The sequence below is a fragment of the Pantoea sp. JGM49 genome (genome assembly GCF_018257655.1).
Lineage (GTDB): Bacteria > Pseudomonadota > Gammaproteobacteria > Enterobacterales > Enterobacteriaceae > Pantoea > Pantoea communis.
This window is the reverse complement of sequence record NZ_JAERJM010000001.1, coordinates 49,980-75,389: the sequence shown is the minus strand read 5'-3', so window position 1 is coordinate 75,389 and position 25,410 is coordinate 49,980. Positions and strand designations below refer to the sequence as shown.

At 56.1% G+C, this 25,410-nt stretch carries 25 protein-coding genes and 3 tRNA genes; 2 read left to right on the top strand and 26 right to left on the bottom strand.

Annotated elements, in window-relative coordinates; translation table 11 throughout:
* Positions 1 to 152: 152 nt before the first annotated feature.
* The 22 genes from JK231_RS00455 to JK231_RS00350 form a co-directional block, all read right to left on the bottom strand.
* Positions 153 to 2,351: a TonB-dependent siderophore receptor gene (locus JK231_RS00455; RefSeq protein WP_058959611.1), complete on the bottom strand. Its 2,199-nt coding sequence runs from the start codon at positions 2,349 to 2,351 to the stop codon at positions 153 to 155.
* A 357-nt stretch (positions 2,352 to 2,708) separates the two neighbouring features.
* Positions 2,709 to 3,941, bottom strand: coding sequence for a beta-ketoacyl-ACP synthase (locus JK231_RS00450; RefSeq protein ID WP_097119595.1), 1,233 nt, complete (start codon positions 3,939 to 3,941; stop codon positions 2,709 to 2,711).
* Positions 3,941 to 4,672 carry a 3-ketoacyl-ACP reductase FabG2 gene (locus tag JK231_RS00445; protein ID WP_034820202.1) on the bottom strand — a complete coding sequence of 244 codons (732 nt, stop codon included), beginning with the start codon at positions 4,670 to 4,672 and terminating at the stop codon, positions 3,941 to 3,943. Before JK231_RS00445 ends, JK231_RS00450 begins: the two co-directional genes overlap by 1 nt.
* Entirely contained in the window at positions 4,669 to 5,142 is a 474-nt protein-coding gene (locus JK231_RS00440; protein ID WP_097119594.1) for a hotdog family protein, read from the bottom strand. Before JK231_RS00440 ends, JK231_RS00445 begins: the two co-directional genes overlap by 4 nt.
* Positions 5,135 to 6,292: a beta-ketoacyl-[acyl-carrier-protein] synthase family protein gene (locus tag JK231_RS00435; protein ID WP_211727770.1), complete on the bottom strand. Its 1,158-nt coding sequence runs from the start codon at positions 6,290 to 6,292 to the stop codon at positions 5,135 to 5,137. The genes JK231_RS00440 and JK231_RS00435 overlap by 8 nt, the downstream gene beginning before the upstream one ends.
* Complete coding sequence (locus JK231_RS00430) at positions 6,289 to 6,864, bottom strand: DUF3261 domain-containing protein (protein WP_211727769.1); 576 nt, start codon at positions 6,862 to 6,864, stop codon at positions 6,289 to 6,291. The genes JK231_RS00435 and JK231_RS00430 overlap by 4 nt, the downstream gene beginning before the upstream one ends.
* Entirely contained in the window at positions 6,861 to 9,182 is a 2,322-nt protein-coding gene (locus JK231_RS00425) for an MMPL family transporter (RefSeq protein WP_211727768.1), read from the bottom strand. Before JK231_RS00425 ends, JK231_RS00430 begins: the two co-directional genes overlap by 4 nt.
* Positions 9,148 to 9,738, bottom strand: coding sequence for an outer membrane lipoprotein carrier protein LolA (locus JK231_RS00420; RefSeq protein ID WP_211727970.1), 591 nt, complete (start codon positions 9,736 to 9,738; stop codon positions 9,148 to 9,150). Before JK231_RS00420 ends, JK231_RS00425 begins: the two co-directional genes overlap by 35 nt.
* Before the next feature lie 17 nt (positions 9,739 to 9,755).
* On the bottom strand, positions 9,756 to 10,172 hold the full coding sequence (locus JK231_RS00415; RefSeq protein WP_097119589.1) for a thioesterase family protein: 417 nt from the start codon (positions 10,170 to 10,172) through the stop codon (positions 9,756 to 9,758).
* Complete coding sequence (locus JK231_RS00410) at positions 10,165 to 11,859, bottom strand: glycosyltransferase family 2 protein (protein WP_211727767.1); 1,695 nt, start codon at positions 11,857 to 11,859, stop codon at positions 10,165 to 10,167. Before JK231_RS00410 ends, JK231_RS00415 begins: the two co-directional genes overlap by 8 nt.
* Positions 11,853 to 12,200 (bottom strand): hydroxymyristoyl-ACP dehydratase, encoded by a 348-nt coding sequence (locus tag JK231_RS00405; RefSeq protein ID WP_058959618.1) that lies wholly within the window; start codon positions 12,198 to 12,200, stop codon positions 11,853 to 11,855. The genes JK231_RS00410 and JK231_RS00405 overlap by 7 nt, the downstream gene beginning before the upstream one ends.
* Positions 12,187 to 13,512 carry an AMP-binding protein gene (locus JK231_RS00400; RefSeq protein WP_211727766.1) on the bottom strand — a complete coding sequence of 442 codons (1,326 nt, stop codon included), beginning with the start codon at positions 13,510 to 13,512 and terminating at the stop codon, positions 12,187 to 12,189. Before JK231_RS00400 ends, JK231_RS00405 begins: the two co-directional genes overlap by 14 nt.
* Entirely contained in the window at positions 13,509 to 14,069 is a 561-nt protein-coding gene (locus tag JK231_RS00395; protein ID WP_211727765.1) for a hypothetical protein, read from the bottom strand. The genes JK231_RS00400 and JK231_RS00395 overlap by 4 nt, the downstream gene beginning before the upstream one ends.
* Before the next feature lie 8 nt (positions 14,070 to 14,077).
* The gene (locus JK231_RS00390; RefSeq protein ID WP_211727764.1) at positions 14,078 to 14,332 is read right to left on the bottom strand and encodes an acyl carrier protein; all 255 of its coding nucleotides are present in this window, start codon (positions 14,330 to 14,332) and stop codon (positions 14,078 to 14,080) included.
* A gap of 11 nt (positions 14,333 to 14,343) precedes the next feature.
* Positions 14,344 to 14,601: a phosphopantetheine-binding protein gene (locus JK231_RS00385; RefSeq protein WP_034820252.1), complete on the bottom strand. Its 258-nt coding sequence runs from the start codon at positions 14,599 to 14,601 to the stop codon at positions 14,344 to 14,346.
* A gap of 3 nt (positions 14,602 to 14,604) precedes the next feature.
* A complete protein-coding gene (locus JK231_RS00380; protein WP_097119584.1) occupies positions 14,605 to 15,405 on the bottom strand; it encodes a 1-acyl-sn-glycerol-3-phosphate acyltransferase in 801 nt (266 codons plus the stop codon).
* Complete coding sequence (locus tag JK231_RS00375; protein WP_097119583.1) at positions 15,395 to 16,126, bottom strand: beta-ketoacyl synthase chain length factor; 732 nt, start codon at positions 16,124 to 16,126, stop codon at positions 15,395 to 15,397. Before JK231_RS00375 ends, JK231_RS00380 begins: the two co-directional genes overlap by 11 nt.
* A 197-nt stretch (positions 16,127 to 16,323) precedes the next feature.
* Positions 16,324 to 16,716 (bottom strand): hypothetical protein, encoded by a 393-nt coding sequence (locus JK231_RS00370; RefSeq protein ID WP_097119582.1) that lies wholly within the window; start codon positions 16,714 to 16,716, stop codon positions 16,324 to 16,326.
* Positions 16,717 to 16,947: 231 nt separating this feature from the next.
* Positions 16,948 to 18,318, bottom strand: a complete 1,371-nt coding sequence (locus JK231_RS00365; protein WP_166931918.1) for an efflux transporter outer membrane subunit — start codon at positions 18,316 to 18,318, stop codon at positions 16,948 to 16,950.
* The gene (locus tag JK231_RS00360) at positions 18,315 to 19,403 is read right to left on the bottom strand and encodes an HlyD family secretion protein (protein WP_097119580.1); all 1,089 of its coding nucleotides are present in this window, start codon (positions 19,401 to 19,403) and stop codon (positions 18,315 to 18,317) included. Before JK231_RS00360 ends, JK231_RS00365 begins: the two co-directional genes overlap by 4 nt.
* Complete coding sequence (locus JK231_RS00355) at positions 19,400 to 21,079, bottom strand: MFS transporter (RefSeq protein ID WP_211727763.1); 1,680 nt, start codon at positions 21,077 to 21,079, stop codon at positions 19,400 to 19,402. The genes JK231_RS00360 and JK231_RS00355 overlap by 4 nt, the downstream gene beginning before the upstream one ends.
* 2 nt (positions 21,080 to 21,081) lie before the next feature.
* Positions 21,082 to 21,513, bottom strand: coding sequence for a MarR family transcriptional regulator (locus JK231_RS00350; RefSeq protein WP_034820286.1), 432 nt, complete (start codon positions 21,511 to 21,513; stop codon positions 21,082 to 21,084).
* A 486-nt stretch (positions 21,514 to 21,999) separates the two neighbouring features.
* Between JK231_RS00350 and JK231_RS00345 the strand changes: the two genes are divergently transcribed.
* Both JK231_RS00345 and JK231_RS00340 read left to right on the top strand, forming a co-directional pair.
* Positions 22,000 to 22,257 carry a biofilm/acid-resistance regulator YmgB/AriR gene (locus tag JK231_RS00345; protein WP_097119577.1) on the top strand — a complete coding sequence of 86 codons (258 nt, stop codon included), beginning with the start codon at positions 22,000 to 22,002 and terminating at the stop codon, positions 22,255 to 22,257.
* A gap of 151 nt (positions 22,258 to 22,408) precedes the next feature.
* On the top strand, positions 22,409 to 23,905 hold the full coding sequence (locus JK231_RS00340; protein ID WP_166931927.1) for a SulP family inorganic anion transporter: 1,497 nt from the start codon (positions 22,409 to 22,411) through the stop codon (positions 23,903 to 23,905).
* Positions 23,906 to 24,403: 498 nt separating this feature from the next.
* Here the strand turns inward: JK231_RS00340 and JK231_RS00335 are convergent.
* The 4 genes from JK231_RS00335 to pgsA all read right to left on the bottom strand — a co-directional run bounded on the left by JK231_RS00335 (position 24,404) and on the right by pgsA (position 25,382).
* A tRNA-Leu gene (locus JK231_RS00335) sits at positions 24,404 to 24,489 on the bottom strand.
* A gap of 11 nt (positions 24,490 to 24,500) precedes the next feature.
* Positions 24,501 to 24,574 (bottom strand) — tRNA-Cys (locus JK231_RS00330).
* A gap of 42 nt (positions 24,575 to 24,616) precedes the next feature.
* Positions 24,617 to 24,692, bottom strand: a tRNA-Gly gene (locus JK231_RS00325).
* 141 nt (positions 24,693 to 24,833) lie between these two features.
* Positions 24,834 to 25,382, bottom strand: a complete 549-nt coding sequence (pgsA, locus tag JK231_RS00320) for a CDP-diacylglycerol--glycerol-3-phosphate 3-phosphatidyltransferase (RefSeq protein ID WP_034820295.1) — start codon at positions 25,380 to 25,382, stop codon at positions 24,834 to 24,836.
* Positions 25,383 to 25,410: the final 28 nt, after the last annotated feature.

Below are 25,410 nucleotides of genomic sequence, written 5' to 3'. Positions count from 1 at the left end.
GTGGCGCGGGTGAACTCATGTCGACTCAATAACAAAAGACTTTTGTGCGCGGGATTGCCGCACTGAGTGTAATGGAATGCGTGGCAAGGTACAGAATTATTTCAGTATGAAATGACAACAGGGACGCAATGGCGTCCCTGTTAAGAGCCGGATTAGAAATCGTAGCTCATGGAGACTTTCAAGGTGCGAGGGTCGCCCTGCACCAGATAGGTGCCAGTACCATCTACGTTGGCCCAGTATTTCTCATTGGTCACGTTATCCACACCCACGCGCCAGACCAGATCGTTCTGGCTGACCTTCATGCGGTAACGCACACCCAAATCGAGCGTGGTATAGCTACCCAGTTTCAACGTATTGGCTGAGTTAGCATACTGCGAACCGGAGTGATTCAGCATGGCTGTCGCGGTCAAACCATCAACAGGCTTGATGTCGTACTCAGCACCCAGCACATAGTTGTAACGAGGCACACCGATAGCCTGTTTGCCATCATAGGTGCCGCCGGAGGTTTTCGTCATCACTGGATCGATCCAGGTCGCACTGGCATTCAAGCGCAGACCCAGAACCGGCTCACCAAAGACGTTGGCTTCCAGCCCACGGTGACGCTGCTCGCCATCCATCACATAAGCGCCGTCGCTGTTTAACAGGCCTGATGGTTTCTTGATTTCAAAAAGACCTAACGATCCGCCCATGCGACCGAAGTCGGTTTTCACCCCGATTTCGTTTTGCTTGGAGTGTGCAACACCCGTTACGCTGCCATAGTTAGTCGCGGTGTTAGGTGCCACGCTGCCTGGCTGTAACGCTTCGGTGTGGTTCGCGTAGAAGGACACCTGTTTCCACGGCTTATAAACCACGCCGTAAGTTGGCATCCAGCGATCATTGGTATAACGAGAACTGACATCTTCCGCGCCTGTTCCGTAAGCATAATTACGCACCACCACTTTCTGATGACGCGCACCCACGGTGAACAGCAGCGTATCGTCAAACACGCCTAATGTGTCACTCAGCAGATAACCTTGCGTACGTGTGCGGGCTGTCGTCAGCGGATCTGAGAATTTACCACCGGCGAAGGTCGCTGCCGGCTCTGCAACATCACCGCTGTTGTATATGTTGAACGGCGTGCCGACCAGCGACATGTTGTAGGCGTTTTTGGCATTGGTGGTTAATGCTGAATAGCCCACATTGACTTTATGACTGACGAAACCGGTGTGGAAATCACCGCGCAGACCCACCATACCGCTCATGTTGTCCTGAATGCGGTTGGAGTAGAAGCTGCTGATAGTGCCATCACCATTAGTGTCGGTAACCGTTGGCGAACCATAGTTACCGGTTTCGTGGGCGTGCTGCGCACCCAGTCCGGCATAGGCCGTCCAGCTATCGGTGATATCGTATTCCGCTTTCGCCATTCCGAATTCGGATTCCATATCGCTATACACCCATTTCTGGCTGTAGTTATGCGAATTGGAGGGAACTTCTGGAATGAAGTCGCCGAATTTCACGCCTTGCAGCGCATCATGATAGGTCTTTTTCTGATAGCCCACGTCCAGTGAGGTGCGCAGACGATCGCCACGATAATCCAGGCCCAATGATGCTGCCGTGGTGCGTTTCTTTTCGCCATCGACGCCAGTCTCACCTTCGCGATGAACTGCATTGAAACGTACGCCAAACTGGTTGTTATCACCGAAACGACGACCCACGTCCAGCGTTCCGCCGACCTGAGAAGAAGAGGTGTAATCCACGCCAACGCGGGTAATCGGCGTATCTTCCGCGTGCTTCGGCTCAAGGTTGATCATGCCACCGACGCCAGATGACGCCGCGCCGTTAACCAGGCTGTTAGCGCCTTTGAAAATTTCGACGCGATCAATCAGGGAAGCGTCCATCACCTGACGCGGCACCACGCCTGCCAGACCACCGAAGGTCATGTCGTCGCCATCCAATTCAAAGCCACGGATGCGATAAGCCTCGGCAAAGTTACCGTAGCCTTTAACATTTTGAACGCCTGCGTCATTACGCACCACGTCAGCGATGGTTTTCGCCTGCTGATCCTGAATCATTTTCGAGGTGAAGCCGATGACGTTAAACGGCACGTCCATGGCATTCTGCTCACCCAGCATGCCGAGGCGGCCGCCGTGGGCGATTTGCCCGTCGAGGTACGCGGGTACTAAATCATTGCCGCCGGATTTGAAGTCAGCTTGTGGCGTTGCGGTCACAGTCAGCGTCTGCTGCTCGTTTTTGGCCGCGGTTGAAGACGTTGTGGTGTTGGTGGTAGCAGCCATCACTGGCAAACAACCGGCACTGACCAGAACAGCAAGCAGCGTCGGTTTCAGTCCGGGATTGAAAGGCGAAGTACGCATGGATATCCCCTGATACGAAATATATTGATAATCATTTTTATTACGGTTTGCGATTATGCGGAGTGTTATTACGAAAGCAAGCAAAATCGCTGAACTTCCTCAACTCAGCGTGGTCAGATGCGCTTATTTGTTAAGAAAACGAAAACACCCTGCGCTAATTGCCCTGACCACTGTAATTTCACTCAGAAAATGTGGGGATTTAAGGCCGGTAAAAATAAGAGTACCGCGGCTTCGTTTATTGAAACCGCCGTCAGTCTGGGGGATTTAGGCGTTGTGACTTCGTTGATTGAAACCGCTGACTGTGTGGGAATTTAGGCGTCGCGGCTTCACTTATTGAAGCCGCTGACAGACGGGAATTCAGGCGTCGCGCCAACGTTTAAACACCAGTGAGGTGTTGATACCCCCGAAGGCAAAGTTGTTGGATTGAATATAATCGGTATCGATCGAGCGTGATTCGCCGATGATATAGTCCAGATCGCCACACTCTGCGGCGGGCTGCGTCAGATTCAGCGTGGGCGCAAACCACCCTTCTCGCATCATCTCAATGCTCATCCAGGCTTCCAGTGCACCACAAGCACCGAGCGTGTGACCAAAATAGCTTTTCAGCGAGGAGATTGGCGTGTCATTGCCAAAAATCGCCGCGGTGGCCTGACTTTCAGCGATGTCGCCGCGATCGGTGGCCGTGCCATGGGCGTTGATATAGCCAATCTGCTCCGGCGTCACACCCGCCGTTTTCAGCGCGCGTTCGATGCAGATCTGCATGGTTTCACGCTGCGGCTGGGTAATATGCGCCGCATCACAGTTGGTGTGGAAACCCACCAGTTCGGCGTAAATGGTGGCGCCGCGTGCCTGGGCATGCTCCAGTGATTCGAGGATCAAGGTTCCCGCGCCTTCGCCAATCACCAACCCATCGCGATGCTGATCAAAAGGTGACGGTGAAGAATGCGGTGCATCGTTGCGTTGGCTGGTGGCAAACAACGTGTCAAACACCGCCGCTTCGGAAGGACACAACTCTTCCGCACCGCCCGCCACCATCACGGCTTGATATCCATGGCGGATCGCTTCCCACGCATAGCCAATCGCCTGGCTGCCCGAGGTGCAGGCGCTGGAAGTCGGGATCACCCGGCCGCGCAGGCCAAAGAACAGCCCGGCGTTCACCGCCGTGGTATGCGGCATCATCTGCACATAGGTGGTGCCGGTAATGTTGTTGGTATGTTTTTCTGTCAGCATGGTGGCAAATTCACTGACCGGGCCGGTGCTGCCAGTAGATGAACCATAGGCAATACCGGTTTCCCCGCTGGTCAGCACCGGGTGATCGATCAAGCCGGCCTGTTCCAGCGCCAACTCGGTGGCGCGCGTCGCCATTAGCGACACTCGCCCCATCGAACGAATGCGTTTGCGCGTGTAGTGCGCAGGCAGTTCGAAGTTATCGACCGGGGCACCGAGCAAGGTGTGTAAGCCGTCGTAAATCTGCCATTCCGGCATTTTACGCACTGCATTTTGCCCCTGCTTAATGCGCGCAGCCACCGCTGGCCAGTTTTCACCAAAGGCAGTGACGCCCCCCATTCCGGTTACCACGACCCGCTGCATCACAGCATACCTCCATTAATTGAAATCACCTGACGCGTTACGTAGCCCGCAATATCCGACATCAAATAGCTGGCGAGCCCGGCGACTTCCTCAGCCGCGCCCATCCGTTTCATCGGGATGATTTTCAGCGCTTCGTCGATCACCATCGGCTCCAGATCCGTCATGCCGGTGTCAATCAAACCTGGCGCGATACAGTTCACGGTGATTTTGCGTTTTGCTAACTCGATGGCCAGCGCTTTGGTGGCACCAATAATCCCTGCCTTGGCCGCGCTGTAATTCACCTGACCGCGATTGCCCATGATACCGGACACCGAGGATAGGGTGACGATTCGGCCGCCTTTACGCAGACCAATCATCGGCATCACACAGGGATGAATCACGTTGTAGAAGCTGTCGAGGTTGGTGTGGATCACGCTGTCCCACTCATCTTCGGTCAGGGCCGGGAAAGCGCCGTCACGCGTAATACCGGCATTGTTCACTACGCCGTAATAGGCGCCGTGTTCGGCGATATCGTTTTCAATTGCCGTGCGTGTGGCTTCGCGATCGGCCACGTCAAACTGCAGAGTGCGCCCCACTCCGCCCGCATTCGTGATGTCCGCCAGCGTCTGTTGTGCACCCGCTGCATCACGGTGGTAATGCACCACCACGTTGAAACCATCCTGCGCCAGGCGAAGCGCAATGGCGCGGCCAATCCCTTTACTGGCGCCGGTCACTAATACGCTGCGCGTCATGCCTGCATCCCTTGTTGTAATTGGTTAAGTTCCTGTTCATCCGGCTGATAGGTATTCAGCCGACCGCTGGCAAGGACCGTATCCTGACTGCGGATCTCGCCTTCAAAGCTACCGAGCTTGTCGTCACGCATCAGCAGATGCATTTCCACCCGCAGCGTGCTGTCTGCGGCAAAGGTGGCAGCAGCGGCACGATAGCCGCGTCCCCCCAGTAACATGCCGGGGCGGATATTCCGATCGCCGCGCTGTCGGGCATGAAAGCCAGACCAGACGCCAACGGTCTGCGCCATGATCTCGACGCCAAACCACGCGGGCAGCTCGCCCTGCGCATTAAGAAACGGCGCGAGTACGCCCTGGTGGTTGATGGTCACTTCACACACCACACGCTCGTCGCTGACCTGAATCACGCGATCCAGCAGCAGCATCGGTGCACGGTGCGGCAGATAGTCGCCCACCGGCAGAAAATCAGTCATGAGGCTTTCCTACAATCAGGCAGGTGTTGTTCCCGCCAAAGGCAAAAGAGTTTGAGGCGATGATGGGACGCGCCAGCGGCTGTGGCAAAGTCAGCAGTCCGCAAACCGGCAGCGTGCTATCCAGGGTAGTGGCGCTAAAATCCTGCGCCGGTAACGCCAGATTCTGCTGCACGATGAGTGCCGCCAGCGCCGCCTCGGTCGCACCCGCCGCGCCGAGCGTGTGGCCCGTTAGGTGCTTAGTGGAACTACAGGGCACGCTATCGCCAAACAAACGATGAACCACGCCCGACTCGACCTGATCGTTGAGTGGTGTCGCGGTGCCGTGCAAATTAATGTAGCCGATATCCTGCGGCTGCAATTGGGCCTGCTTCAGCGCCATCTTCATCGCTTGCTCGGCGCCAATGCCTTCTGGATGCGGAGCCGACATATGCCAGGCGTCTGATGACTCACCCGCACCAAGCAGCGCCAGCGACTGCGGCTCACGCGTCAGCAGCAGCAGCGCCCCCGCTTCACCGATAGAAATACCGTCACGTCCTGCGCTGAACGGTGCACACTGGCGTTCGGATAACGAATCCAGGCTGGCAAAACCGTTTATTGGCATGCGGCTCAATGAATCCGCACCGCCCACCAGCGCCACATCCACCAGACCGGCCTCAATCAAGCGCTGTCCACTGATCAACGCGCGTGCACTGGAGGAACAGGCAGTAGAAATGGTGTACGCCGGGCCGTCCAGTTCAAGGTAGTGCGCCAGGAAACGCGACGGATCGCCCAACTCCTGCATGCGGTAATCGTAACCCGGTAAGCCTCTGTCAACCTGACGATCGCCTTCGTCCACGCCCGAGGTACTGGTGCCCAGCACCACCGCGACACGTTCACCACCAAAGCGGGCAATCGCCGCATCCACGGCCGGACGGATCTGCGCCAGCGCCGCCAGCAGCAGCTGATTATTGCGCGTGTTATGCGTGGCAAGTGCGGCGGGCACAGCTGGCAGTTCGCCCGGCACCTCGCCCAGCCAGCAGGTTTTACCTTGCTGCAACCAGCCTTCGCGCGGCTGCATGCCGGGTGCGTGGCCTGAGGTTAACTGCGCGGCAATCTGCTCCAGTGAGTTGCCAAGCGCATTCACCATGCCAAACGCCGAAATGTAGATCATGAAGATGCGTCCAGATGCTGAATTTGAATTTGATAACCGAAGGCGCGCTGGTCGATGCTGATCGGTTCACGTACGGTTCCCCGTTGCAGATAGCGAATCAACGTCACCACGTTACCGGCAGGATCGCGCAACTCACGACGATCACCCTCGTCGACCAGTTGCCAGCCTGGCGGCAACTGCGGTTGCCATGCGCTGAGCGGCCAGTGGCTCAGCATGACATCTGCCAGCACCTGGCTGGCTGGCGGCATTTCGGGCAGCGCCATCATCTGCTGCGTATGAATCCCGTTTTTATCATAGGTCACACGGAACAAGCGAATGCCCAGCGAGGACAAACCCGCCAGGCTGATTTGCTGTGAATCGGCGCTTAACAGCACCAGCAGTGACTGGGTTTTACCTTTGGCGTGGCCGGTCAGCAGTTGCTGCTGCTGAAACGCGGGTGAAATGCCCGGCGCAGGCAACGTGACGCGCACGCCCGGTTTCAGCCACGCGGTGGGCCGTTCGGATGGGCTGTCATGCTGCGCACAACCGCTTAACAGCAGGCTCAGCATCAACAACAAAGCACCTGTTTTCATCGTTGCTTCCTTTTCCCTGGTGCCAGCGCCAGCGGCGCTAACAAGAATGCACAAAAGATCCCGCTGCACAGCACCGTACCAAAACCACTGATCGCCGCTGTGCTGCTGAACACCAGCATGCCCAGCGTCAGCAGTGTGGTCATCATCGCCAGCGTGACGGCCAGCATAGAGGTCAGCGGCGTACCGCGCGGATTACTGAAGAACAGCGTGTAATTGATGCCGATGCCCAGCACCAGAATCAGCGCCAGCAAGGCAAATAAGTTCAGGCTGGCGCCAATCCAGCCTAATGTTGCCAGCGCTGCCGCCAGCGACAGCCAGGAAGGCAAGGCGCTGCGTAAACCCGCTTGCAGGCCAAGGCGCACGATGTAACTGACGGTGATCAGCAACAACGCCAGCGCCAACAGGCCACTCAGCAGCGTACGCCAGAAACGGAACAGTTCATCGTAGCTGGCTTTGCGATCGACCCAGCTCACGCCCGCCTGCTGCGTTGCTAAATCGAGTAACGCCGCACTGTTTTTCACGCCATTGACCGGCACCAGCACGCTGCTGCGTCCATCCGGCAGCGACAACCACAGCAAACGCCAGCCCTCGCTCAGCGGACTTGCCAGCCAGTCATCGGCATTGACTGGCATCGCCGCAAGATCGGCATTGGCTAACGTGATTCCCGCCTGTTTTAACCGCGTCAGGATATTCGGCGCAGCCTGCTGCAACAGCTGCAGATCCTGCTGTTGCTGATCCAGCGAATTAAGCGGCAATACGCGATAACCTGCCATCCAGCCCTGCTGCTGCGCCAGTTGTAGCTTGGGTGTCAGTGCGCTGAGACGTTGCAATGCCTGCTGCTCGTTATCCCCCCACACCACGAACCAGGTTTGGTCGGCCTGTTGTCCCGTGAGCTGTGCCAGTTGCCGATCCTGAGCCAGCAATTTAGCCGGAGCGCTCTGCAGATGAGCAATATCGTCATCGACGCGCAGCTGAATCATGCCGCTCAATGCATAGAGCGCCACCAGCAGTGGCAATCCGACTTTTAACAGCGTGTTGCGGCGCCATGCCGCTAACCAGCGCGCCAGCCACACCATACCGGGAATCGGTCGCACCGGCAGGCCACGCACCAGCCATGGATAAAAACAGATCACCGTCAGGCAAGATGCACTTAACCCGCTGGCGGCGAACACCGCCAGTTGGCGCAAACCGGGGAACGGTGCCAGCAGCATCAGCAACCAGGCAATCGCCGTGGTGCCCAGTGCCAGCAGTAACGTGGCGCGCACTTTATGCAGGCTTTGCCACGGCGTGTTTTGTTCGCCGTGTACCATGCGTTCCGTCAGATAGTACAAGGTATAATCGGCAGAGATGCCGACAATGCTGAGGCTCATCACTAAAGTCGTGAGATGCAGCTCACCAAAAAAGATCAAGGTCAGCACCGTACCCGCCATCGCGCCTATCGCCACCGAGAGCGCACACAGCGCCAGGGGCCGCAGCGAGCGGAACACCAGCCACACCAGCAGCAGCAAGCCGGCCAGTGTGACGCTGCCGAGCGTCTCGACATCATGCTGCGCGCGCTGGCTGGCATCATCGCTAAACAGCACTGTGCCACGCGTTAACAGCTGCGCATCTGGCCAGCGCGTTTTTAACTGCTGTTCAAGCTGGTTGAGGGCGGTCACCAACTGATGACTTTGCTGAATGCTAAAGGCATTGCTCGCCAGTTCACCGTGCAGGAAATACCAGCGGCGCTGCTGGGCGTCATTCACGGTTAACCAGCCGTTATGCAGTACCATTTTGCTGGCATTCTGCTGCAGTGCCAGCTGCGCGCCACGCACCAGCATCAGCGGATCGTTTTGAATTTCTTTACTGCTCACACCGGCAAACGCTGAAAACAGTTGCGCCAGAATCCAGTCGGCTTGTGCCGTACCGCCGTTTTGCAGACGGGCGCGCGTTAACGAATCGATCAGGCCGTTACGATGCTGGAAGGCGTAGGTGCCCCAACGCTGCATCTGGTCATCATCCAGCGCACCGCTCACCTGTTTCAGCATCGGCAGCGCCTGCAGCTGCGCTTGCCACCACTCTGCCGCTTCATCGCCGTGATCGTTATCGGCGCTCACCAGCCACACCAGCTGACGATCCAGCCGCTGCATAAAGCCTTGCTGGATTTCAGCGGGTGCCTGCCCCAGATTTTGTTGCGGCAGTAAAGCCAGCACGCTGCTGTTCAGCTGGCTGCGCGGCAACAGGATGGCCAGGGCCACCGCCAATGCCAGACAAACCGCCAGCCACAGCAGCGCAGCGGTTTTCTCACTGCGCTGGGGCAAAACGCGCTCGCTCTTCATCAGTCAGTTGTTTCGGCTTGGTGCGGGTATCACTTAAGGTGATGGCGGTTTTATCGCCCTGCTTATCATCCAGCGTAATGCTGTTAAGGAAGGCTGCACCTTGTAGATCGATGCGATTGAAGATTTTGTTCAGCGGTGCCGCCTTAGGCGTCAGGCTGAGCTGCCACTGGTCATTCCCTTTATCATGGAAATCGAGTTCAAAATTCTCGCGCAGCACCTTTTCGTCGGCCTTAAACAAGGCGCGCAGCAGATGATTGAACTGAAACATCTGCGGATTGCTGTCGGCGGTGATCACCTGCGGCAGCTGACCGCTCATGCTCTGCACCATGCGCTTATCATCGAGAATCAAGGTCATCACAAACGGCGTGGCCTGATGCCACCACAAACCTTGTTGCTGGGCGATTAATAACTGGCCACGCGACACCAGCGGCTGCGACATACCAGAAATGGTACGCACCTGCTCGAAGTTGGCGCGGATCACCGGCTGGCTGGCAAAACGCTGCTGCAGCTGATCCAACGTGATGGCCTGTGCGCTGGCACACAGCAACGTCAGCATCAGACAAAGAGTTCTGATCACGGTTTGACTCCCAGGCGTTCAAATAAAATATCGGGTGAAACGAAATTCATTTCCTGACTTGCCGCATCAACCGCCACCTGCAGCGTGTGTGCTTTGGTGGTGATCTGGCCCGCCACATTGCGGATGACATAATCGATACGCAGGCGGTTTTCGTATTCGGTAATGCGGGCTTCCACGCGGATCACCTCTTCACAGCGTAACGGCTGGCGATATTTGACACGCGTATCTACCACTGGCCAGACAAAACCGCTGGCGGTCATCTCACCGTAGCTGTAGTTGATGCTGCGCAGCAGCGCTTCACGCGCCACTTCAAAAAAGCGGAAATAGTTGCCGTGCCACACCACGCCCATCGGGTCGCAGTCGTGGAACGACACGGTTAATTCAACCTCAGCGCGCCAGATATGTTCACTCATCGCGGCTCTTCTCCTCTGGTAACGTCCAGAAATCGTAAAAGTTAAACCAGTCCAGCGGCGCCATCAGCGCATGCTGCTGCAGTCGTTCGGCATAGCGATCCACCGTGGCCTGCAGCGCCGCCTGTCGTTGGGCGCGCGGCAGCAGGATCGGATCGGCAAAGGGTTCACAATGCACTCGCAGTCTGCCCTGTTCCCGTAAGGCAAACATCAACAGCACCGGACAGCGTAAGGCGGCGGCCAGGACAAAAGGCCCCTGCGGAAACGGTGCCGGACGACCCATAAATGCACTCCACACCACGCGGCGTTCGCCCCCGCGCTGACGATGCACGGCGGTGCGATCGCCAACAATCGCCACCCATTCCCCGGCATCCAGTTTTTGCTGCAGCAGGATGGCCGTATCCGGGCCGATATCGGTGACCGGCATCAGATTCACCCCGGCCTGCGGTGCAATGCTCTCCAGCACCTCGCGAAAGCGCTGGGCGTTATCGGTAAACACCAGCGCATTGATCACCAGCCCACTGACCTGCTTTGCCATGGCGCGGCAGGCCTCGATATCACCCAGATGCGACGCGAGGATCAAATGTCCTTTGCCCTCCGCAGCACGGATGACCGCTTCGGCACCCGGCGCAAAATCAATATCGCGTCCCCACTGTACCTCTCCGCGCCAGCTGGCGACTTTATCCAGCATGCTGTAACCAAAGCGCAGAAAGTGGCGATAGCTATTGATCGGCGTCGGCAGGGCAATCTGCTGTTTACTGGCTTCTGCCTGCACCCGCGTCAGCCATTGCTGAGAAGCGGTACGCGCCTCACGTCCGCTCAACCAGTAAACCGCCACCACCGGCCATAGCAACAGCACAAACGGCAGCCGCCCGGCGCGACGATACAACCACAGCATAAAACGCAACCCGCTCTGACCCCGACGTTCTGGCGTGGCGGCCCAGTGCTGCGCCGTTTTACCCCGGCTCAGTAACTGTGGGATGCGCGGCACCATGCCAAAGAACAGGCGCGTGTGCATCCATGAGATACGCAGGTTGTCGTGCAAGGCATCAAAATGTGACAGGCCACTTTCCGGATAGGTGACGCGCGTGCTGATAAAGCGGCTCGGCGTGCCCTGCCAGTAGAGTCGCACCATGATTTCGGTGTCGAAATCCATGCGCTGGCCAATCGGGTGGCGATCGCAGAGTGCCAATGAGGGTTGCAGCGGGTAGACGCGGAAACCGCACATGCTGTCTTTTAGCGAGAAAGAGAGCGTTTCAATCCACACCCAAAAATGGGTGATGTAACGGCCATACAAGCGGGATTTCGGAATGGAATCATCGTAAACAGGCTGGCCGGAGATCAGGCAATCGGGATGGCTTTCCGCTTCCGCCAGCATGCGCGGCGTGTCTTCCACCTGATGCTGACCATCCGCGTCGAGTTGTAGCGCGTGGCTGTATCCTGCTGCGGCGGCCCGGCGCATCCCGGCGATTACCGCCGCACCTTTGCCCTGATTAACCGGTAAGGTGAGGATATCCAGCTGTGGAGCCTCAAGGTCAGCGATCTGCTGCTGAGTCTGCGTATCACTGCCGTCATCGACGATAATCACCGGCAGATTAAAGGGAGCCAGCCGCGCCAGCACCGAGGCCAGCATGGCGCCGTGGTTGTAGCAGGGAATCAGCACACAGGGTTTGAAAGGCGCATTCAGCACAGGCGAATCTTCCCGCTGCTGGCAATCTCAGTGCTGTCCGCGTAAATCAGGCTGTAGCTGAAGCTCAGCAGTGATTTGTCTTCCTGCCAGCTCAGCTGCAGCTCTAGCTCCGCATCAGGCGGCACCGGCTGCTGAAACTTGATGTTCTCAATTGAACGGAAGTGTTTACCGATGGCCAGGCGTGACAGGCCGTAATGTAAAGCCCAGTCGAGCTGCGCCACGCCGGGTAAAATCGGTAAGGTCGGGAAGTGGCCGCGGAACCAAAACAGATCCGCGGCAGCATGCAGGCGCAGCGTCAGTGTTGCGCCCTGCTGCAGGGCGTTGAGTTCAACCGGCAACATCAAACAGTTCCTCAATTTGGGACCAGGCGCGTTTACTCTGCGCCGTAACCGGAATCGCGTTGACGACACGCCAGTAACGCGGCATGGCGACTGGCTCCAGCCAGGGTTGTAGCGCGATTTTCCATTGTTTCTTGCGTTGGGTCAGCGTTGCGGCATCCAGCGTGTCCGGCAAAGCCAGCACCACGCCAATCGCCTGGCGTCCGTGACGCTGAATCGCCAGAGCGGCCGCGTCTTCTACGCCGGGTAAGGCCAGCAGTCTTCGCTCGATCTCACTGAGTGAAACGCGCTTATCTTCTATCTTCACCACCCGATCCTGACGCCCCGCCAGCTGAAATACGCCGGAGGGCTGTTGCACGATGCGATCGTCGAGCGGCCAACCTTCAGGGGTTTCCAGCAGAGCTGAAAACACCCGCCAGCCGGCTTCCTGCTGTACCAGCTTAACTTGGGGGAAACAGTGCCACGGGGCGTTTTCTTCCTGCGCACAGCGCCAGCCGATCACGCCGGTTTCGGTGCTGCCGTAAATCTCATCCACCGCACACTCAAAGGCGCGCTGAGCGTGCTGTGCATCAGCCCAGGGCAATGCCCCGCCAGCCGAAACAATCAGCGCACATGAAGGTGCATCCAGGGCAGAATCCAGGCGACGCAAAAAAGCCGGGCTACTGATAAAGGCATAGCGACGATCGCGACGCTGATCGGCGAGCTGTTCACCGTAAAAAATTTGCTGAGCGGCAAGTGGCAAGCTCAGCGCCATCGGCAACACAATGCGAAACGTCAGGCCATACAGATGTTGATGGCTCACTGACGCAATCACGTGGCATTGCTGCAGACGGTCGGCCCATAACGCTGCCAGCCATTGCGCTTCAAGATCGAGTGCACGCAGTGATTTCTCCACGCGACGCGGCGTCCCGGTGGAACCGGAGGTGAATAGCACCAGTTCGGCATCTTCGGCGATGGCAGGCAGTTCGCCCAGCGCCAGTGCACCGTCCCAGCGCAATTGTGGCAGGGACACCGCCAGCGGCATATCGCTGATCACGCCATCCAATTGTTCTGCCATCTCTTCCAGCTGCGCGGCCCGACAATGTCCGGGGATCACCGGGGTTTTACCGGCGTGCCATAACGCCAGCAGCGCCGCCGTGAAGTGATAACTGTTATCGAAGCACAACGCCCAGTGCTGACCCGGCTGGCTTTGGAGTTTTTCCATTAACGCCAGCACCTGCTGACGCATCTCCGATAACCAATGCTGTTGCTGCCCTTGCCAGGCCACCACGCGATCCGGCGCAGCCAGCCAGTCGCGGATACTCACCACCTTCATGCCTTGTTCCCCATACGCTGACGCAGCAACCATTCGCCGCCCATCAGCGTGCCCATCAGCAGATAGCTGATGCACCCATTCCAGAGTGTCCACAGCGAGAGATCATTGAGCAGGCAAGTGACCAACGCCACGCTGCCATTAATAATGAAAAATCCACACCATACCTGTGTCACGCGTCGCGTATAGCGCACGGCCCGCGCGGGCAAATCCGCTTCACGCAGCCGCGCTAAACGCTCGACCAGCGGCATCGGGCTCCACAAAGATGTGCCAAACAGCAGCAGCATCAGCCCATTCACCACCACCGGATACCACAGCAACAAATGCTGACTGCGCAACAGCATGCTGGCGAGGCACAGTAAGGTCCCCACCAGCGCCAGCGACAGCATCACTCGCCCCATCGCGCCCTGCGCATGACGTAACTGCCAGATGCGCCAACCAAACAGCAGGGCTAACAGAGCAATCACGCCGCGCCATTGCGGATGGGTGACGGCAAGCCACACCAGAAACGGCCAGGCCAGCAGGGCCAGACCATTTATCAGGCGCAGAAAGGCTGGCATGCCGGAAATCAGGCTTCGTCGCGCATCAGTTGATCGACGGCATCCACCACATCCTGCACGGTGCGAACCGCACGGAAGGCTTCAGGTTTGATTTTACGGCCGGTGCGCTTTTGCAGGTGCACCACCATGTCCACCGCATCAATGCTGTCGAGTTCGAGGTCTTCATACAGACGGGCATCCGGGCGGATATCATTGGCATCAATTTCAAACAGCGAGGTGAGCAGCGAGGCCACTTCCTGGTAAATTTCGTCTTTATTCATCATTTTGACTGTTCTCAGGCTTGCTGTTGTTCAACAAACGCGGCCAGCGTGGCCACGGAAAAAAAGTGCGCGCGTAAGGTTTCGCTTTCTGCAGAAAGCTGTACGCCGAAGCGATTTTTCACCGCCAGTCCCAGCTCAAGGGCATCGATTGAATCGAGTCCCAACCCTTCGCCAAACAAGGGGGCGTCGGTTTCTATATCGTCCGGGCTGATATCTTCCAGATTCAGCGTGTCGATAATCATCAGTTTGATGTCGTCAATCAGTGCTTGCATAACTTACTTTGTCTCTTCAGGGACCAGCGCCTGTTGCAGGTGACGCGTCAGGCGACGCGCGGCGAGCGGCTGCGCATCTTCTTCGGCTTCACTAAAGGCCTGGCTATCAATACGCGATTGTACGCGTACAGTAAAAACGGGTTTAACCAGCGGAATCTGATACCAGCGACTTTGCTTATCGAGCATACGCTGGGTGCAGCTAATATGTACCACGCGCAGATCGCATCCGGCACGCACCGCGATATTGGCGGCACCGCGTTGCAGCTTTAACGGTTCACCATAACGGGTACGCGTCCCTTCAGGAAAAATCAGGATGGTATCGCCGCGCGCTAAACGCTGCTGGCTATCGGGCAACAAGGTATCGGCTTCGCTGTTAATCAGGTAATCGGCACATTTGATGACGCCATTAAAAAAAATATTGTGCTGCAGTTCGGCTTTTACCAGACAATCCATTTCCGGAAGCACCGAAGCAATCATCACATAATCAATTAACGAAGGATGATTGGCGACAATCAGACAGCCGCGATCCTGGCGCAGTAGCTCCGCACCAATGATCCGATAATCGTAGACACCGACAAAGCGACAAAAGCGCAGGAAACAGCGGAAGCTCCAGGCAATGCTGCTGCGTGCAATCTGACGACGACGCAGGCCATCGCGCTGAATCAGCAACAGCAGGTTAAACCAGGTCACAGACAGCAGCAGACCGCCCACGCTGAACAGCGTAAAACTCACGGCAGTCATCACCAGTCGCCAGTAAAAGTTGCAGCCAGCACGCCAGCGCAGGGCTAACGAATTATCCGCCATGATGACGCTCCCAGTGCCACAGGTGACGTTTACCGGCAATCGTCATTCGTTCGTCACCTTGCAACATCGCCTGCAGGAATTGCAGGCTTTGCGGCAAAGTCTCGGCTGCGGGGCGCGCGGGCTCTGCTGTGCAGCGCCACTCATTGCCAGATTGCAGCAACAAAGCCACCGCGTAAGGGGCGTTGAAGCGGTCAATTTCGGGTAGCCACGGCTGATAATAGGCAGGTACAACGCCGTCAAAATCCACCAGCAGCACCTGCGCGTAGCCCGCCTGATGCAAAGCCGCGACCTCAAGCAAACCCTGTTGAAAACTGTCCATGCCCGCTGAAATTGACGAAGAGACCAGCGGCTGTCGCGCCGCAATGGTTAAACTCCCCACCGCAGAGTTGTGTACGGACATGGCAAAATCGGTCGGAGAGAGCGCCTGCTGATCTTTTAACGCCGTGAGTATGCGCAGATTACGTTCCAGCTCACCGTGGCGGCTGGTAAACACAATGGCATCCACCGTTTGACGTGCCAGTAGCGCCAGCCCGCTTTCCACAGCCGCACGGCTGCCTGCACTCAGGCGGCGTGCAGTCATCATCGGCAAAAATTGGGGTTTGGCGATCGGTAGGGTGGCGTCCAACGCGGTTTGCTGTCCGGCCCAGTGCTGCCACTCATCGGCAGTGCTGTGACCTGGTGCAATCGCGTGCCAGTCAACCAGGGTGTAAGCGAGTTTCATACCTGTATTCTTTCTTCAGCCTCAGGGATGGTCAGATTTTCGCTGTGCGGCATCCCTTCCCTGCTTGCGTTCGAGTCCGTCATCCGTCTCATGCGAATGTCGCCGATTAACAAGGCGGGCACGTGGCCCGCCTGTTTTCTCTTTCGGCAGCGTTAGCGCTTTCTTTAAAACATTATGTCAGCGATCACGCATGGCGCTTATTTTACGGCCTGAACCGCAAGACGCGTCTGAATACCCTGGTTCAGATTCTGAATCCAGCGGTTGTAGTTACGATGGATCTGGCCACTGCCCGCTTTCAGATTGGTACTGCTCACGTAATCAATGCGGTAGCTGTTTGCAGCATAAGTGATGCGAATGTCGGCCGTATGACCGCGCTCGGACAGCTTACCGTTCATCACGCCTGGGCCTGCCGGGGAAATCACCCAGTGGTTGGCCGCACCGGCTTCAACAATGGCGCGCTGCATTTGACTATCCGTGTAGCTCTGCCCAACGGTCTGGCTCACGTTCTGAATGGGCGCGGTGCGCGGTGCGCAACCCGTCATTAATGCCGCTGTCACGATTAAGGCAAGCGCCGCTTTTTTATTCATCATTTCCTTTTTTTCCCCTGTCGTAGCCAATCACCACTAATGGCGACCGTGTGCGTAATTGAACTTGCACTGATCCGTTCAGACTTTGTAAAGCGCGCGAATAATACCACTATATGTAAAGACAAGTAAAAAAAAGCACGAATGACTTAAGCAGCGCCTCATTTCATGGCAAAAGCAGAAATTGCCGGGTTTACAGCGTAAAATCTGCCACAAAACCGGCTTGTGGCATGATGTTTAGCCCTGCCAGCCGCCGCCGAGCGATCGGTAAAGATCGATTTGTGCGAGCAACAGAGTGTTTTTCACTGAGACAATATTGAGCTGAGTGTTAAACAAGGTGCGCTGCGCGTCCAGTTCATCCAGATAAGAGGCATAACCGTTCTGATAACGATTACGTGCGATGCGATATGCTTCTGTCACATAGCCTTCTTGCTTCTGCAATTCCGTCAGCTGTTCCTCACTGCGGCGAATGGCATCCAACGCGTTATCCACATCCGAAAAGGCACCGCGTACCACTTTCTCATAGCCATAAAGCGCCTGGTTACGTGCGGCCATCGCCACATCCACCTGCGCCGTCAGTGCTTCACGATTTAATAGTGGTGCGAGAATGCTGCCGCCAATGCTCCACAGGCGGAAGGGATTGTCGAGTAACTGATGCAGTTGAAAACTTTGCAGCGTGCCGGTCGCCGTCAGATTAAGTGAAGGCAATAAATCGGCCTGCGCCGAAGCCAGCGAGGCATCCGCGGCAATCAACTGACGCTGTGCCTGCACGATATCCGGGCGGCGGTTGAGCAGCTGAGACGGCAACAACGCCGGCAGCGTCTGCGGTTTGATATGGTCGAAGTTGCGGGTACGGGCAATCTCGCGCGGATTCATGCCCACCAGCACGCTGAGTGCATTCTCTTGTTGTTCGATTTGATGCTGTAACTGCGGCACCTGCGCTTTGGCGGTCTGATATTCCGATGCCGCCTGCATCCACTCCAGTCGTGAGGTATAGCCGGTTTCAAACTGGCGCTGCGCCAGATTTAACGAGTTTTCACGCGTGGCCAGCGTCGCTTCGGTGACACGCAATTGTTCGTCCAGCGCGCACAAACTGAGGTAACCGGAGGCCACCGAACTGGCCACCGTTAATTCAGCCGCGGAAGCTGCAGCACGCTGGGCATCCAGAGACGCTTGCGAGGCAAGAATGCTGTTGCTGCGACTGCCCCAGAGGTCCACGTCATAGTTTGCCTGCAGCAGTCCCTGGAAGACGGCATTCTCATACGGTTGCCCGGTTACTGCCGACAATGCGCGCTGGTGTGTGGCGGCAACCCCGGCGGATAGCGTGGGGAAATTATCCCCCTGCGCAGCACGCAATTGCGCGCGGTACTGATCGACCCGTGAACGGGCAATCAGGATATCGCTGTTATGTTGCAACGCCTGGTTCACTAAGCGGTTAAGGTTATCGTCGCCAAAGCGTTGCCACCACTGTGCTTCGGGTGCTGCCGATGGGCCAACCTGCTGGCGCCAACTGTCCGGGATCGGTAAGGATGATGGGGCCTTTTCCACTTCTGTCGCGCAGCCGCTAACCATCAACGTCATCAGCGAGGCGAGGATTAACCGCTTCATGGCGCATCCTTGTGCGGCTCTGCTGCAGTATCAATATTGACTTCAACCGACATGCCGGGACGCAATTCTTCAGTATCGCCGAGGATTTGAATACGTACCGGAATACGCTGTGCGATCTTCACAAAGTTACCGGTGGCATTGTCCGGTGAAATGGCACTGAATTCCGAACCGGCGGCGGGGGAAATAAATTCAACCCGGCCGTCAAAACGCTTGCCGTCCAGTGCATCAACCCGAATCGTCACGGGTAATCCTGGACGCACACGTGCCAGCTGTGTTTCTTTCAGATTGGCGATCACCCACTTGTTGTCCGGCACCACTGAGGTCAGGCGTGTGCCTGCCGTAACATAAGTGCCTTTACGCACCGACAATTGACCCAGTTGTCCGCTATCCGGCGCAATGATGCGGGTGTTGGCCAAATCGATATTGGCCAGTTCCAGTGCGGCTTTAGCGCTGGCGACATCGCCTTCCAGGGAACCGCGATTCACTATGACCGTTTGTAAACTCTGCTGCGATACCGCAACCTGCGCATCTGCCTGGCGAAGTTGCGCTTGCGCCTGCGCGTTAGCGGCACGCGCCGCGTCACGTTCACGCACGGAGAGCGACCCATCGGCCGCCAGATTTTCTACACGCTTCAGGTCAAGGCTGCTTTTCAGCGCCTGGGCTTTGGCATTCTCCAGCGCAGCTTTATTGCTGAGAATATTGGCTTCCGCACTGCGGCGTTGCTGTTGGTTATTGTTTTGCGCAGCGATTTTCATATCCAGCTGCGCTTGCGCCTGATGCACGCGCTGGCGATAGATACGATCGTCAATGGTCATCAGTAACTGCCCTTTGGTGACCGGTTGTAAATCCACCACATTCACGTCGGTCAGATAGCCGCTGACCTGCGGGCTGATAAAGGTGACCTGCCCGCGCACATAGGCGTTCTCCGTTGACTGAATCGTGCTGGTAAACGGCCACAGCTGCCAGGCGTATAAAATCACCAATACGCCAACGATCACGATGCCGCTGCCGAAAGCGATGGAAAGAATGCGTCGGCGGTTGGCGCGTTCGCGCTCCGCAGCCTGAATATCGTCCTGTTGGCTCATGAATTCTCCGTCGGGTTTGAAGCTTGCTGACGCTGTTCCGTCAAATTATGGCGTGCCTGACGCCAGTTGATATAACGCAGCCGCGTCAATCGCCACAGCACCCACATTAGGGTGATCAGCGCCATCGCGGCAGTCAATAAATAGGTGTCGTTGTAGGCCAGCACGTTAGCCTGGAGTGTGGCCACAGCTTGTAGCTGGCTGCTGCTCTGCGCGCTGAGCAGAACGTTGTCGGGCAACTGGCTGCTAAACAGTGAACTGTATTGGCTGAGGCGCTCGATGACATTGGGATCAAGCTGTGACAGCTGATCGCCCAGCAGGCTGGAGTGGTACTTCTCCCGCCACATCTGGAAGGTGCCGAGTATAGCCGAGCCAATCAGCCCGCCCAGATTTTGGCTCATGCCAAACAGCACCACAAAACTCACCAGATTTTTCGGCTGCGTCACCACACCGCCAATCCCTAACAGCATCGCGGGCGCGAGGAAGAACGCGCTGCTAAAGCCGAGTAAAAACTGACTGACATACAAATTGTTGCCGCGTGTCACTGGGCTGGATTGTGCATCCATGTACGAGGCGATGATCATCACCACCAGCGAGGTGACGATGGGCCAACTGAGATGCGTCGGTTTGATGGTCAATGCACTGGCGATCATGCCGAAAATCACCCCAGCGATAATCGCTAAAGCCAGGCCACGCATCTGGTCATTCAGCAGCCCAAGCTGTTGCAGGAAGCCCACCGCGCCGGTGTTTTGCTCGGCCAACACAATGCGCATCATGATCATCACAATGCCCAATCGCACAATCATGCCGTTACTCAGCCATCGGGTGTTAATCAGCGGATTCGTGCGGTTATGTTCCACCACCACTGCCGCAACAATCAGCACCAACGAAAGGGCTAATGAAATACCCAACCACGGCGTGGTAAACCACCACTCGATGCGGCCCAGCGATAGCACGCCGCACAGCAGTGCCATGCCGGGTGCCAGCAGGATAAAGGTGACAAAATCCATCTTTTCAAAGGTCTTGATACGATCGCCCGGCGGCAACTTCACCACCAAAACACAACCGAGCGCTATCATCGCCAGCCCTAACTCAAACAGATAAAGACCGCGCCACTCTTCCAGCTGGAGCAATTCGGTAGAGAACAAACGAGCGAGCGGGATCGCCAACTGCGATGCGGTGATGCCGATCACCAGGGCTTTGAGTCGGTGTTTCGCCGGCCAGGCCTGAATTTGGTAATAGATACCAAGGGAGCTTAGCGCCGCGCCCACCATCCCGTGAGCGGTGCGCACAATAATGGCGGAACTGAGATCGTTGGCCAGGATATGGAAGAACGCCACGATGACGTAAAGCACGAGAAAAGCTTCGGTAAACAGCCGCAGGCCAAACTGCTGACGAAATTTAACCAGCAGCAGGTTGATGGAAATGTTGCCCATCACGTAGACAGCCGGCAGCCAGGCAATCTCATTGCTGTAAGCGCCAAAGGTGCCCTGAAGATTGGTGAGATTGGCCGTCACCAGCGCATTACTGAGCGCGCCGGTGATGGAGATCAGCAGTCCAATAATGCCAAACGCCACGCGCTTTGAGGGTGAGTGGATTGGGGTGGAAGGTGAACCCGGCAGCATCGGTTTTTCATGAGGCAGCCATTCACGTTGTGCATAAGGATTGCGTTTTGCCACGATTAGATACTTCCCAGTCGAGCCAGCAGCTGTTGCAAAACCTTCTCGGTCACTGCCAGCGCTTCAGGATCGATGTCTGCCAGCAACTGTGCGCGCAAGCTGTCTGCCTGGGTTTTCACTTCAGCAAATGCGACGCTGCCCTGCTCGGTCAACACCAGCAGGCGTTTACGGCGATCCTCTTTCGGCTGCACGCGCGCCAGTAACTGCTGTTTTACCAGTCGATCTACCAGTGGCACCACGCTCGCTTCTTCTAATCCCAACAGTTGGGCCAGCGCTTTCTGGGTCGGCGGCTCCGTGGCCGTGGCCACTGTCGCGATGGCCATCCAGCTGCTCATACTTAAGCCACTCTCTTTAAGGCGACGATCGACTGCCAGCCGCCATGCATGGGCCGTAAGATGTAATAAACGCGAAAAAGGTTGCGGATAGTCACTCAAAACGTAGTAGCCTAATGATTAGAGACCTAACTAAACAAGTGCGTTATTATAAACAAAGTGTCAGCCTGATGAAAAGTTTGCTTAAATTAGCACTGTAGTTCGCGCGCCTCTGCCCTTCCACTCAGTTCTCAAATAGATACGGCCTGCCACAAAGCCTATCCCTGTACAGCTATTTTGTATAAGTTTCGCGTAAATCAAATTATTTAAATCACTGATAAATAATAATAAGCACAAATCCCTCAAAAATATCATTGTACAAGTTAGGGTTCATTGTATAAGTTTATTTCCCGTGAGCCAGCGACTGGCTCCGTAACGAATGATGCACTTTGCGTCGCCTCTGAAGGTGTTTTTGGATTTCCACCTTCAGAGGTGTCTTTTTTGCGTTGGTTGATGAGTTTGGGTCTTACGCGCCTGTCCGCGCGTAAGTTTTTTCATCATGGAACTGAAGGCCAGGTTGCCATCAGACCGATCTGAAGGGCTTCATACATGCAAAACGCCGCCACCAGCAGTGACGCTATCGCTGACTACTTTAAACTCGCCGGTAACAGCGACAGCACCGAGATGGAAGTTTTCGGGCAGATCATCGCTGAAATCCTGCAAGCCGGCATGCCGGTCACCAATAAAGCCATCATCGCTTCGCTGATTAATCGCCTTGAGATGGAAAATGATGTGATCCAACTGGATATTTATCGTCATCTTCTCGAACTGGTGGTTAACAAAACGCCTGACGATCTCTCGGTGTAATACCGGATTCCAGGGACGGACTCACTCTCTTCTTCGCTCTCCCGCTAGCTTCATCCCTCAATGCCCGCTAACATCATCCGCGTTTAGTGTCCAACTGGTTGCTGCCATGCCGTGACGGTATGCGCAAAATAATAAAAGAGCCTGCACATTTATGAGCCGATCTACAGAACACGCCCCTGCGGCGAACGATATTACCGTGGGCAGCGTTTTACGCTCGCCTGCGCTGCTTACCCGTGAGTGTCTGGCGGGAGTGATTACCGCACTGGCACTGATCCCGGAAGTGATCTCCTTTTCTGTTATTGCGGGTGTCGATCCCAAAGTGAGCCTTGTCGCCTCGGTGGTGCTGTGTCTGACCTTGTCGATTTTAGGTGGCCGCCCAGCCATGGTCACGGCAGCAGCGGGATCGGTGGCACTGGTGATTGGACCGATGGTGCACGCGCATGGGGTTGAATACATTCTTCCTGCGGTAATCCTCGGCGGTATCATTCAGATTATTTTTGGTCTTGCCGGGCTGTCCCGCATGATGCGCTATATTCCGCGTTCAGTGATGCTGGGCTTTGTGAATGCGTTGGGCATTCTGATTTTCTTCGCGCAGGTTCCCCACGTCTGGGGGCAATCGGGATTGGTATGGGTGCTGTTTGCCGTGACCCTGGCGATTGTGCTGCTGTTACCCAAAATCCTGAAAAGCGTCCCGTCACCGCTGGTCGCCATTGTCGTCGTCACCGGGGTGGCGTTGTTGCTGGGTTATCGCGTGCCTAACGTTGGCGATGAAGGGCCAATGAGTTCAGGCTTGCCCGGATTTACCACGCTGCTGGTGCCGTTTAATTTACAGACGTTACAGATTGTCTGGCCTACCGCGCTGAGTATCGCCTTCGTGGGTTTGATGGAATCTCTGCTCACCGCCAAACTGGTGGACGATATTACCGATACGCCTTCAGGTAAGCGCCGCGAGTCCTGGGCACTGGGTGTCGGTAATATTTTGGCCGGTTTTTATGGCGGTATCGCTGGCTGTGCCATGATCGGTCAGACCATTGTTAACGTTGAGCTGGGCAAAGCACGCACGCGCATCTCAACCATTGCGGCAGGTATTGTGCTGTTGCTGCTGGTCACCGGACTGAGTCAGATCATGGCGCAGATTCCTATGGTGGTCCTCGCGGCCATCATGATGGTGGTCGCAGTGAAAACTGTTAACTGGCACAGCCTGCAACCCGCCACGCTAAAACGTATGCCGTGGTCAGAAACCTCGGTGATGGCCCTGACGGTTGTGGTCACCGTTTGGACTGGCAACCTGGCGCTGGGCGTATTGATTGGCGTCATCCTCGCCATGATGCTGTTTGCACGTCGTATTGCCCATGTTATCCATGCTGAGCGCAAGTTAAGCGATGACGGTGAACAGGTCTATTACACGGTGCGCGGCCCGCTGTTCTTTGGCAGCAGCAATGATTTATTCGAACATTTCGATTACGGCCACGATCCGAAAGTCGTCACCATTGACCTGACGCATGCACAAATCTGGGATGCATCCAGCGTCGCGGCACTGGATGCCATTGAATACCGCTATCAACGTCACGGTGCAACAGTCACCGTCATCGGACTGGATAACCGCAGTAGCGATTTCCGCGATCGCCTGAGCGGTAATCTGGGGTGATGATTTTAATGAAGTGAGTTTGAGTCACTTCATCCAGAATGATGAGTCTCTGAGCTGTCATCTCCAACGAGCTGACAGCTTTTTTATGTGCTTGAGTCAGCGAGAGATCAACTACGCTTAGGAGGCAACGCTGGGTTGCCCGAAGAAAGGACGTTATTGATGAAGCATTTTTTCGCTGGGATGATGATTATCACTTGTCTGGCAACGTTAATAGGCTGCCAGCAATCCGACAGGCCAATTGGGCCAGATGGACGCCCCAACGTGCCCACCGAGCAGCCTATTCCGGGCGGGCCGATGAGCAAAGGGCCTGTGGGGCAACCGCAAGCTTAAGGTTAATCGTGCCCGAGAGCCGTTGAGCCGTTGAGCCGTTAATATCGTGGATTGATACTGAAATGGGTATTCGGAAGTGAATTACAGGCACAAAAAAACCGCCCTTGGGCGGTCACGACATTACTGCATATTGCTTTGATTTTATTTGGTTTTAGCGACTACTAAATATGGTACCCGGGGCGGGACTTGAACCCGCACAGCCATAAGCCGAGGGATTTTAAATCCCTTGTGTCTACCGATTTCACCACCCGGGCAGGGTGTAAATTGGAGGCGCGTCCCGGAGTCGAACCGAGGTAGACGGATTTGCAATCCGTTGCATGGCCACTCTGCCAACGCGCCTTTATTCTGATGTGTCATCCGTTAACAACGGAGGACTAAATTTGGAGCGGGAAACGAGACTCGAACTCGCGACCCCGACCTTGGCAAGGTCGTGCTCTACCAACTGAGCTATTCCCGCAATTCACCGAACTCGCTGATTTTATTCAGCTTCTTGCAGACTCGCTGCCGTTCGATGCGATGCATTCTACTTATCTGACGCAATGAGTCAATAGAATTATCCACACAGCGCGTCCGTTTGCTGCTTTTTAAATCGCATCGATCAGCTATCGAGCAGATCACCGCGTGCGGCGCTTAAATATTGGAACATTGACCAGAAGGTCAGCACCGCGGCGATATACAGTGCCACCACGCCCACGCCCACTACGGTTGCGTCTGGACGCCACAGCAAGGCGAACAGGGAGAACATCTGCGCCGTGGTTTTCACTTTGCCAATCCAGGAAACCGCCACGCTGCTGCGCTTACCAATCTCCGCCATCCACTCACGTAAGGCTGAGATAATAATTTCGCGCGCAATCATGGTTGCTGCCGGTAAGGTAATCCACCAGGCGTGGAAATACTCGGCGACCAGTACCAACGCAATGGCCACCATCACTTTGTCAGCCACGGGATCGAGGAAAGCGCCAAAACGCGTAGTTTGTTTCCAGCGGCGGGCAAGAAAACCATCAAACCAGTCAGTCACGGCGGCAACCACAAAGATCAATGCAGTGGCAAAAGGTGCCCATTGAAAAGGCAGATAAAATGCCAGCACAAAGAATGGAATCAGTACAACTCGGAACAGGGTAAGACACGTCGGAATGTTAAATTGCATATGCCAGTAACTGTCTGGTGTGAGTAGA

Bases quoted from the DNA above. Each gene is read 5' to 3' on its own strand.
- JK231_RS00375 (WP_097119583.1), bottom strand. From the start codon at position 16,126: ATGAAACTCGCTTACACCCTGGTTGACTGGCACGCGATTGCACCAGGT.
- JK231_RS00345 (WP_097119577.1), top strand. From the start codon at position 22,000: ATGCAAAACGCCGCCACCAGCAGTGACGCTATCGCTGACTACTTTAAA.
- JK231_RS00390 (WP_211727764.1), bottom strand. From the start codon at position 14,332: ATGATGAATAAAGACGAAATTTACCAGGAAGTGGCCTCGCTGCTCACC.
- JK231_RS00385 (WP_034820252.1), bottom strand. From the start codon at position 14,601: ATGCAAGCACTGATTGACGACATCAAACTGATGATTATCGACACGCTG.
- JK231_RS00380 (WP_097119584.1), bottom strand. From the start codon at position 15,405: ATGGCGGATAATTCGTTAGCCCTGCGCTGGCGTGCTGGCTGCAACTTT.
- JK231_RS00340 (WP_166931927.1), top strand. From the start codon at position 22,409: ATGAGCCGATCTACAGAACACGCCCCTGCGGCGAACGATATTACCGTG.
- JK231_RS00405 (WP_058959618.1), bottom strand. From the start codon at position 12,200: ATGTTGCCGGTTGAACTCAACGCCCTGCAGCAGGGCGCAACACTGACG.
- JK231_RS00435 (WP_211727770.1), bottom strand. From the start codon at position 6,292: ATGATCTACATTTCGGCGTTTGGCATGGTGAATGCGCTTGGCAACTCA.
- JK231_RS00360 (WP_097119580.1), bottom strand. From the start codon at position 19,403: ATGAGCCAACAGGACGATATTCAGGCTGCGGAGCGCGAACGCGCCAAC.
- JK231_RS00395 (WP_211727765.1), bottom strand. From the start codon at position 14,069: ATGCCAGCCTTTCTGCGCCTGATAAATGGTCTGGCCCTGCTGGCCTGG.
- JK231_RS00440 (WP_097119594.1), bottom strand. From the start codon at position 5,142: ATGACTGATTTTCTGCCGGTGGGCGACTATCTGCCGCACCGTGCACCG.
- JK231_RS00400 (WP_211727766.1), bottom strand. From the start codon at position 13,512: ATGAAGGTGGTGAGTATCCGCGACTGGCTGGCTGCGCCGGATCGCGTG.
- JK231_RS00415 (WP_097119589.1), bottom strand. From the start codon at position 10,172: ATGAGTGAACATATCTGGCGCGCTGAGGTTGAATTAACCGTGTCGTTC.
- JK231_RS00430 (WP_211727769.1), bottom strand. From the start codon at position 6,864: ATGAAAACAGGTGCTTTGTTGTTGATGCTGAGCCTGCTGTTAAGCGGT.
- JK231_RS00450 (WP_097119595.1), bottom strand. From the start codon at position 3,941: ATGCAGCGGGTCGTGGTAACCGGAATGGGGGGCGTCACTGCCTTTGGT.
- JK231_RS00425 (WP_211727768.1), bottom strand. From the start codon at position 9,182: ATGAAGAGCGAGCGCGTTTTGCCCCAGCGCAGTGAGAAAACCGCTGCG.
- JK231_RS00365 (WP_166931918.1), bottom strand. From the start codon at position 18,318: ATGAAGCGGTTAATCCTCGCCTCGCTGATGACGTTGATGGTTAGCGGC.
- JK231_RS00420 (WP_211727970.1), bottom strand. From the start codon at position 9,738: ATGCTGACGTTGCTGTGTGCCAGCGCACAGGCCATCACGTTGGATCAG.
- JK231_RS00445 (WP_034820202.1), bottom strand. From the start codon at position 4,672: ATGACGCGCAGCGTATTAGTGACCGGCGCCAGTAAAGGGATTGGCCGC.
- JK231_RS00370 (WP_097119582.1), bottom strand. From the start codon at position 16,716: ATGATGAATAAAAAAGCGGCGCTTGCCTTAATCGTGACAGCGGCATTA.
- pgsA (WP_034820295.1), bottom strand. From the start codon at position 25,382: ATGCAATTTAACATTCCGACGTGTCTTACCCTGTTCCGAGTTGTACTG.
- JK231_RS00455 (WP_058959611.1), bottom strand. From the start codon at position 2,351: ATGCGTACTTCGCCTTTCAATCCCGGACTGAAACCGACGCTGCTTGCT.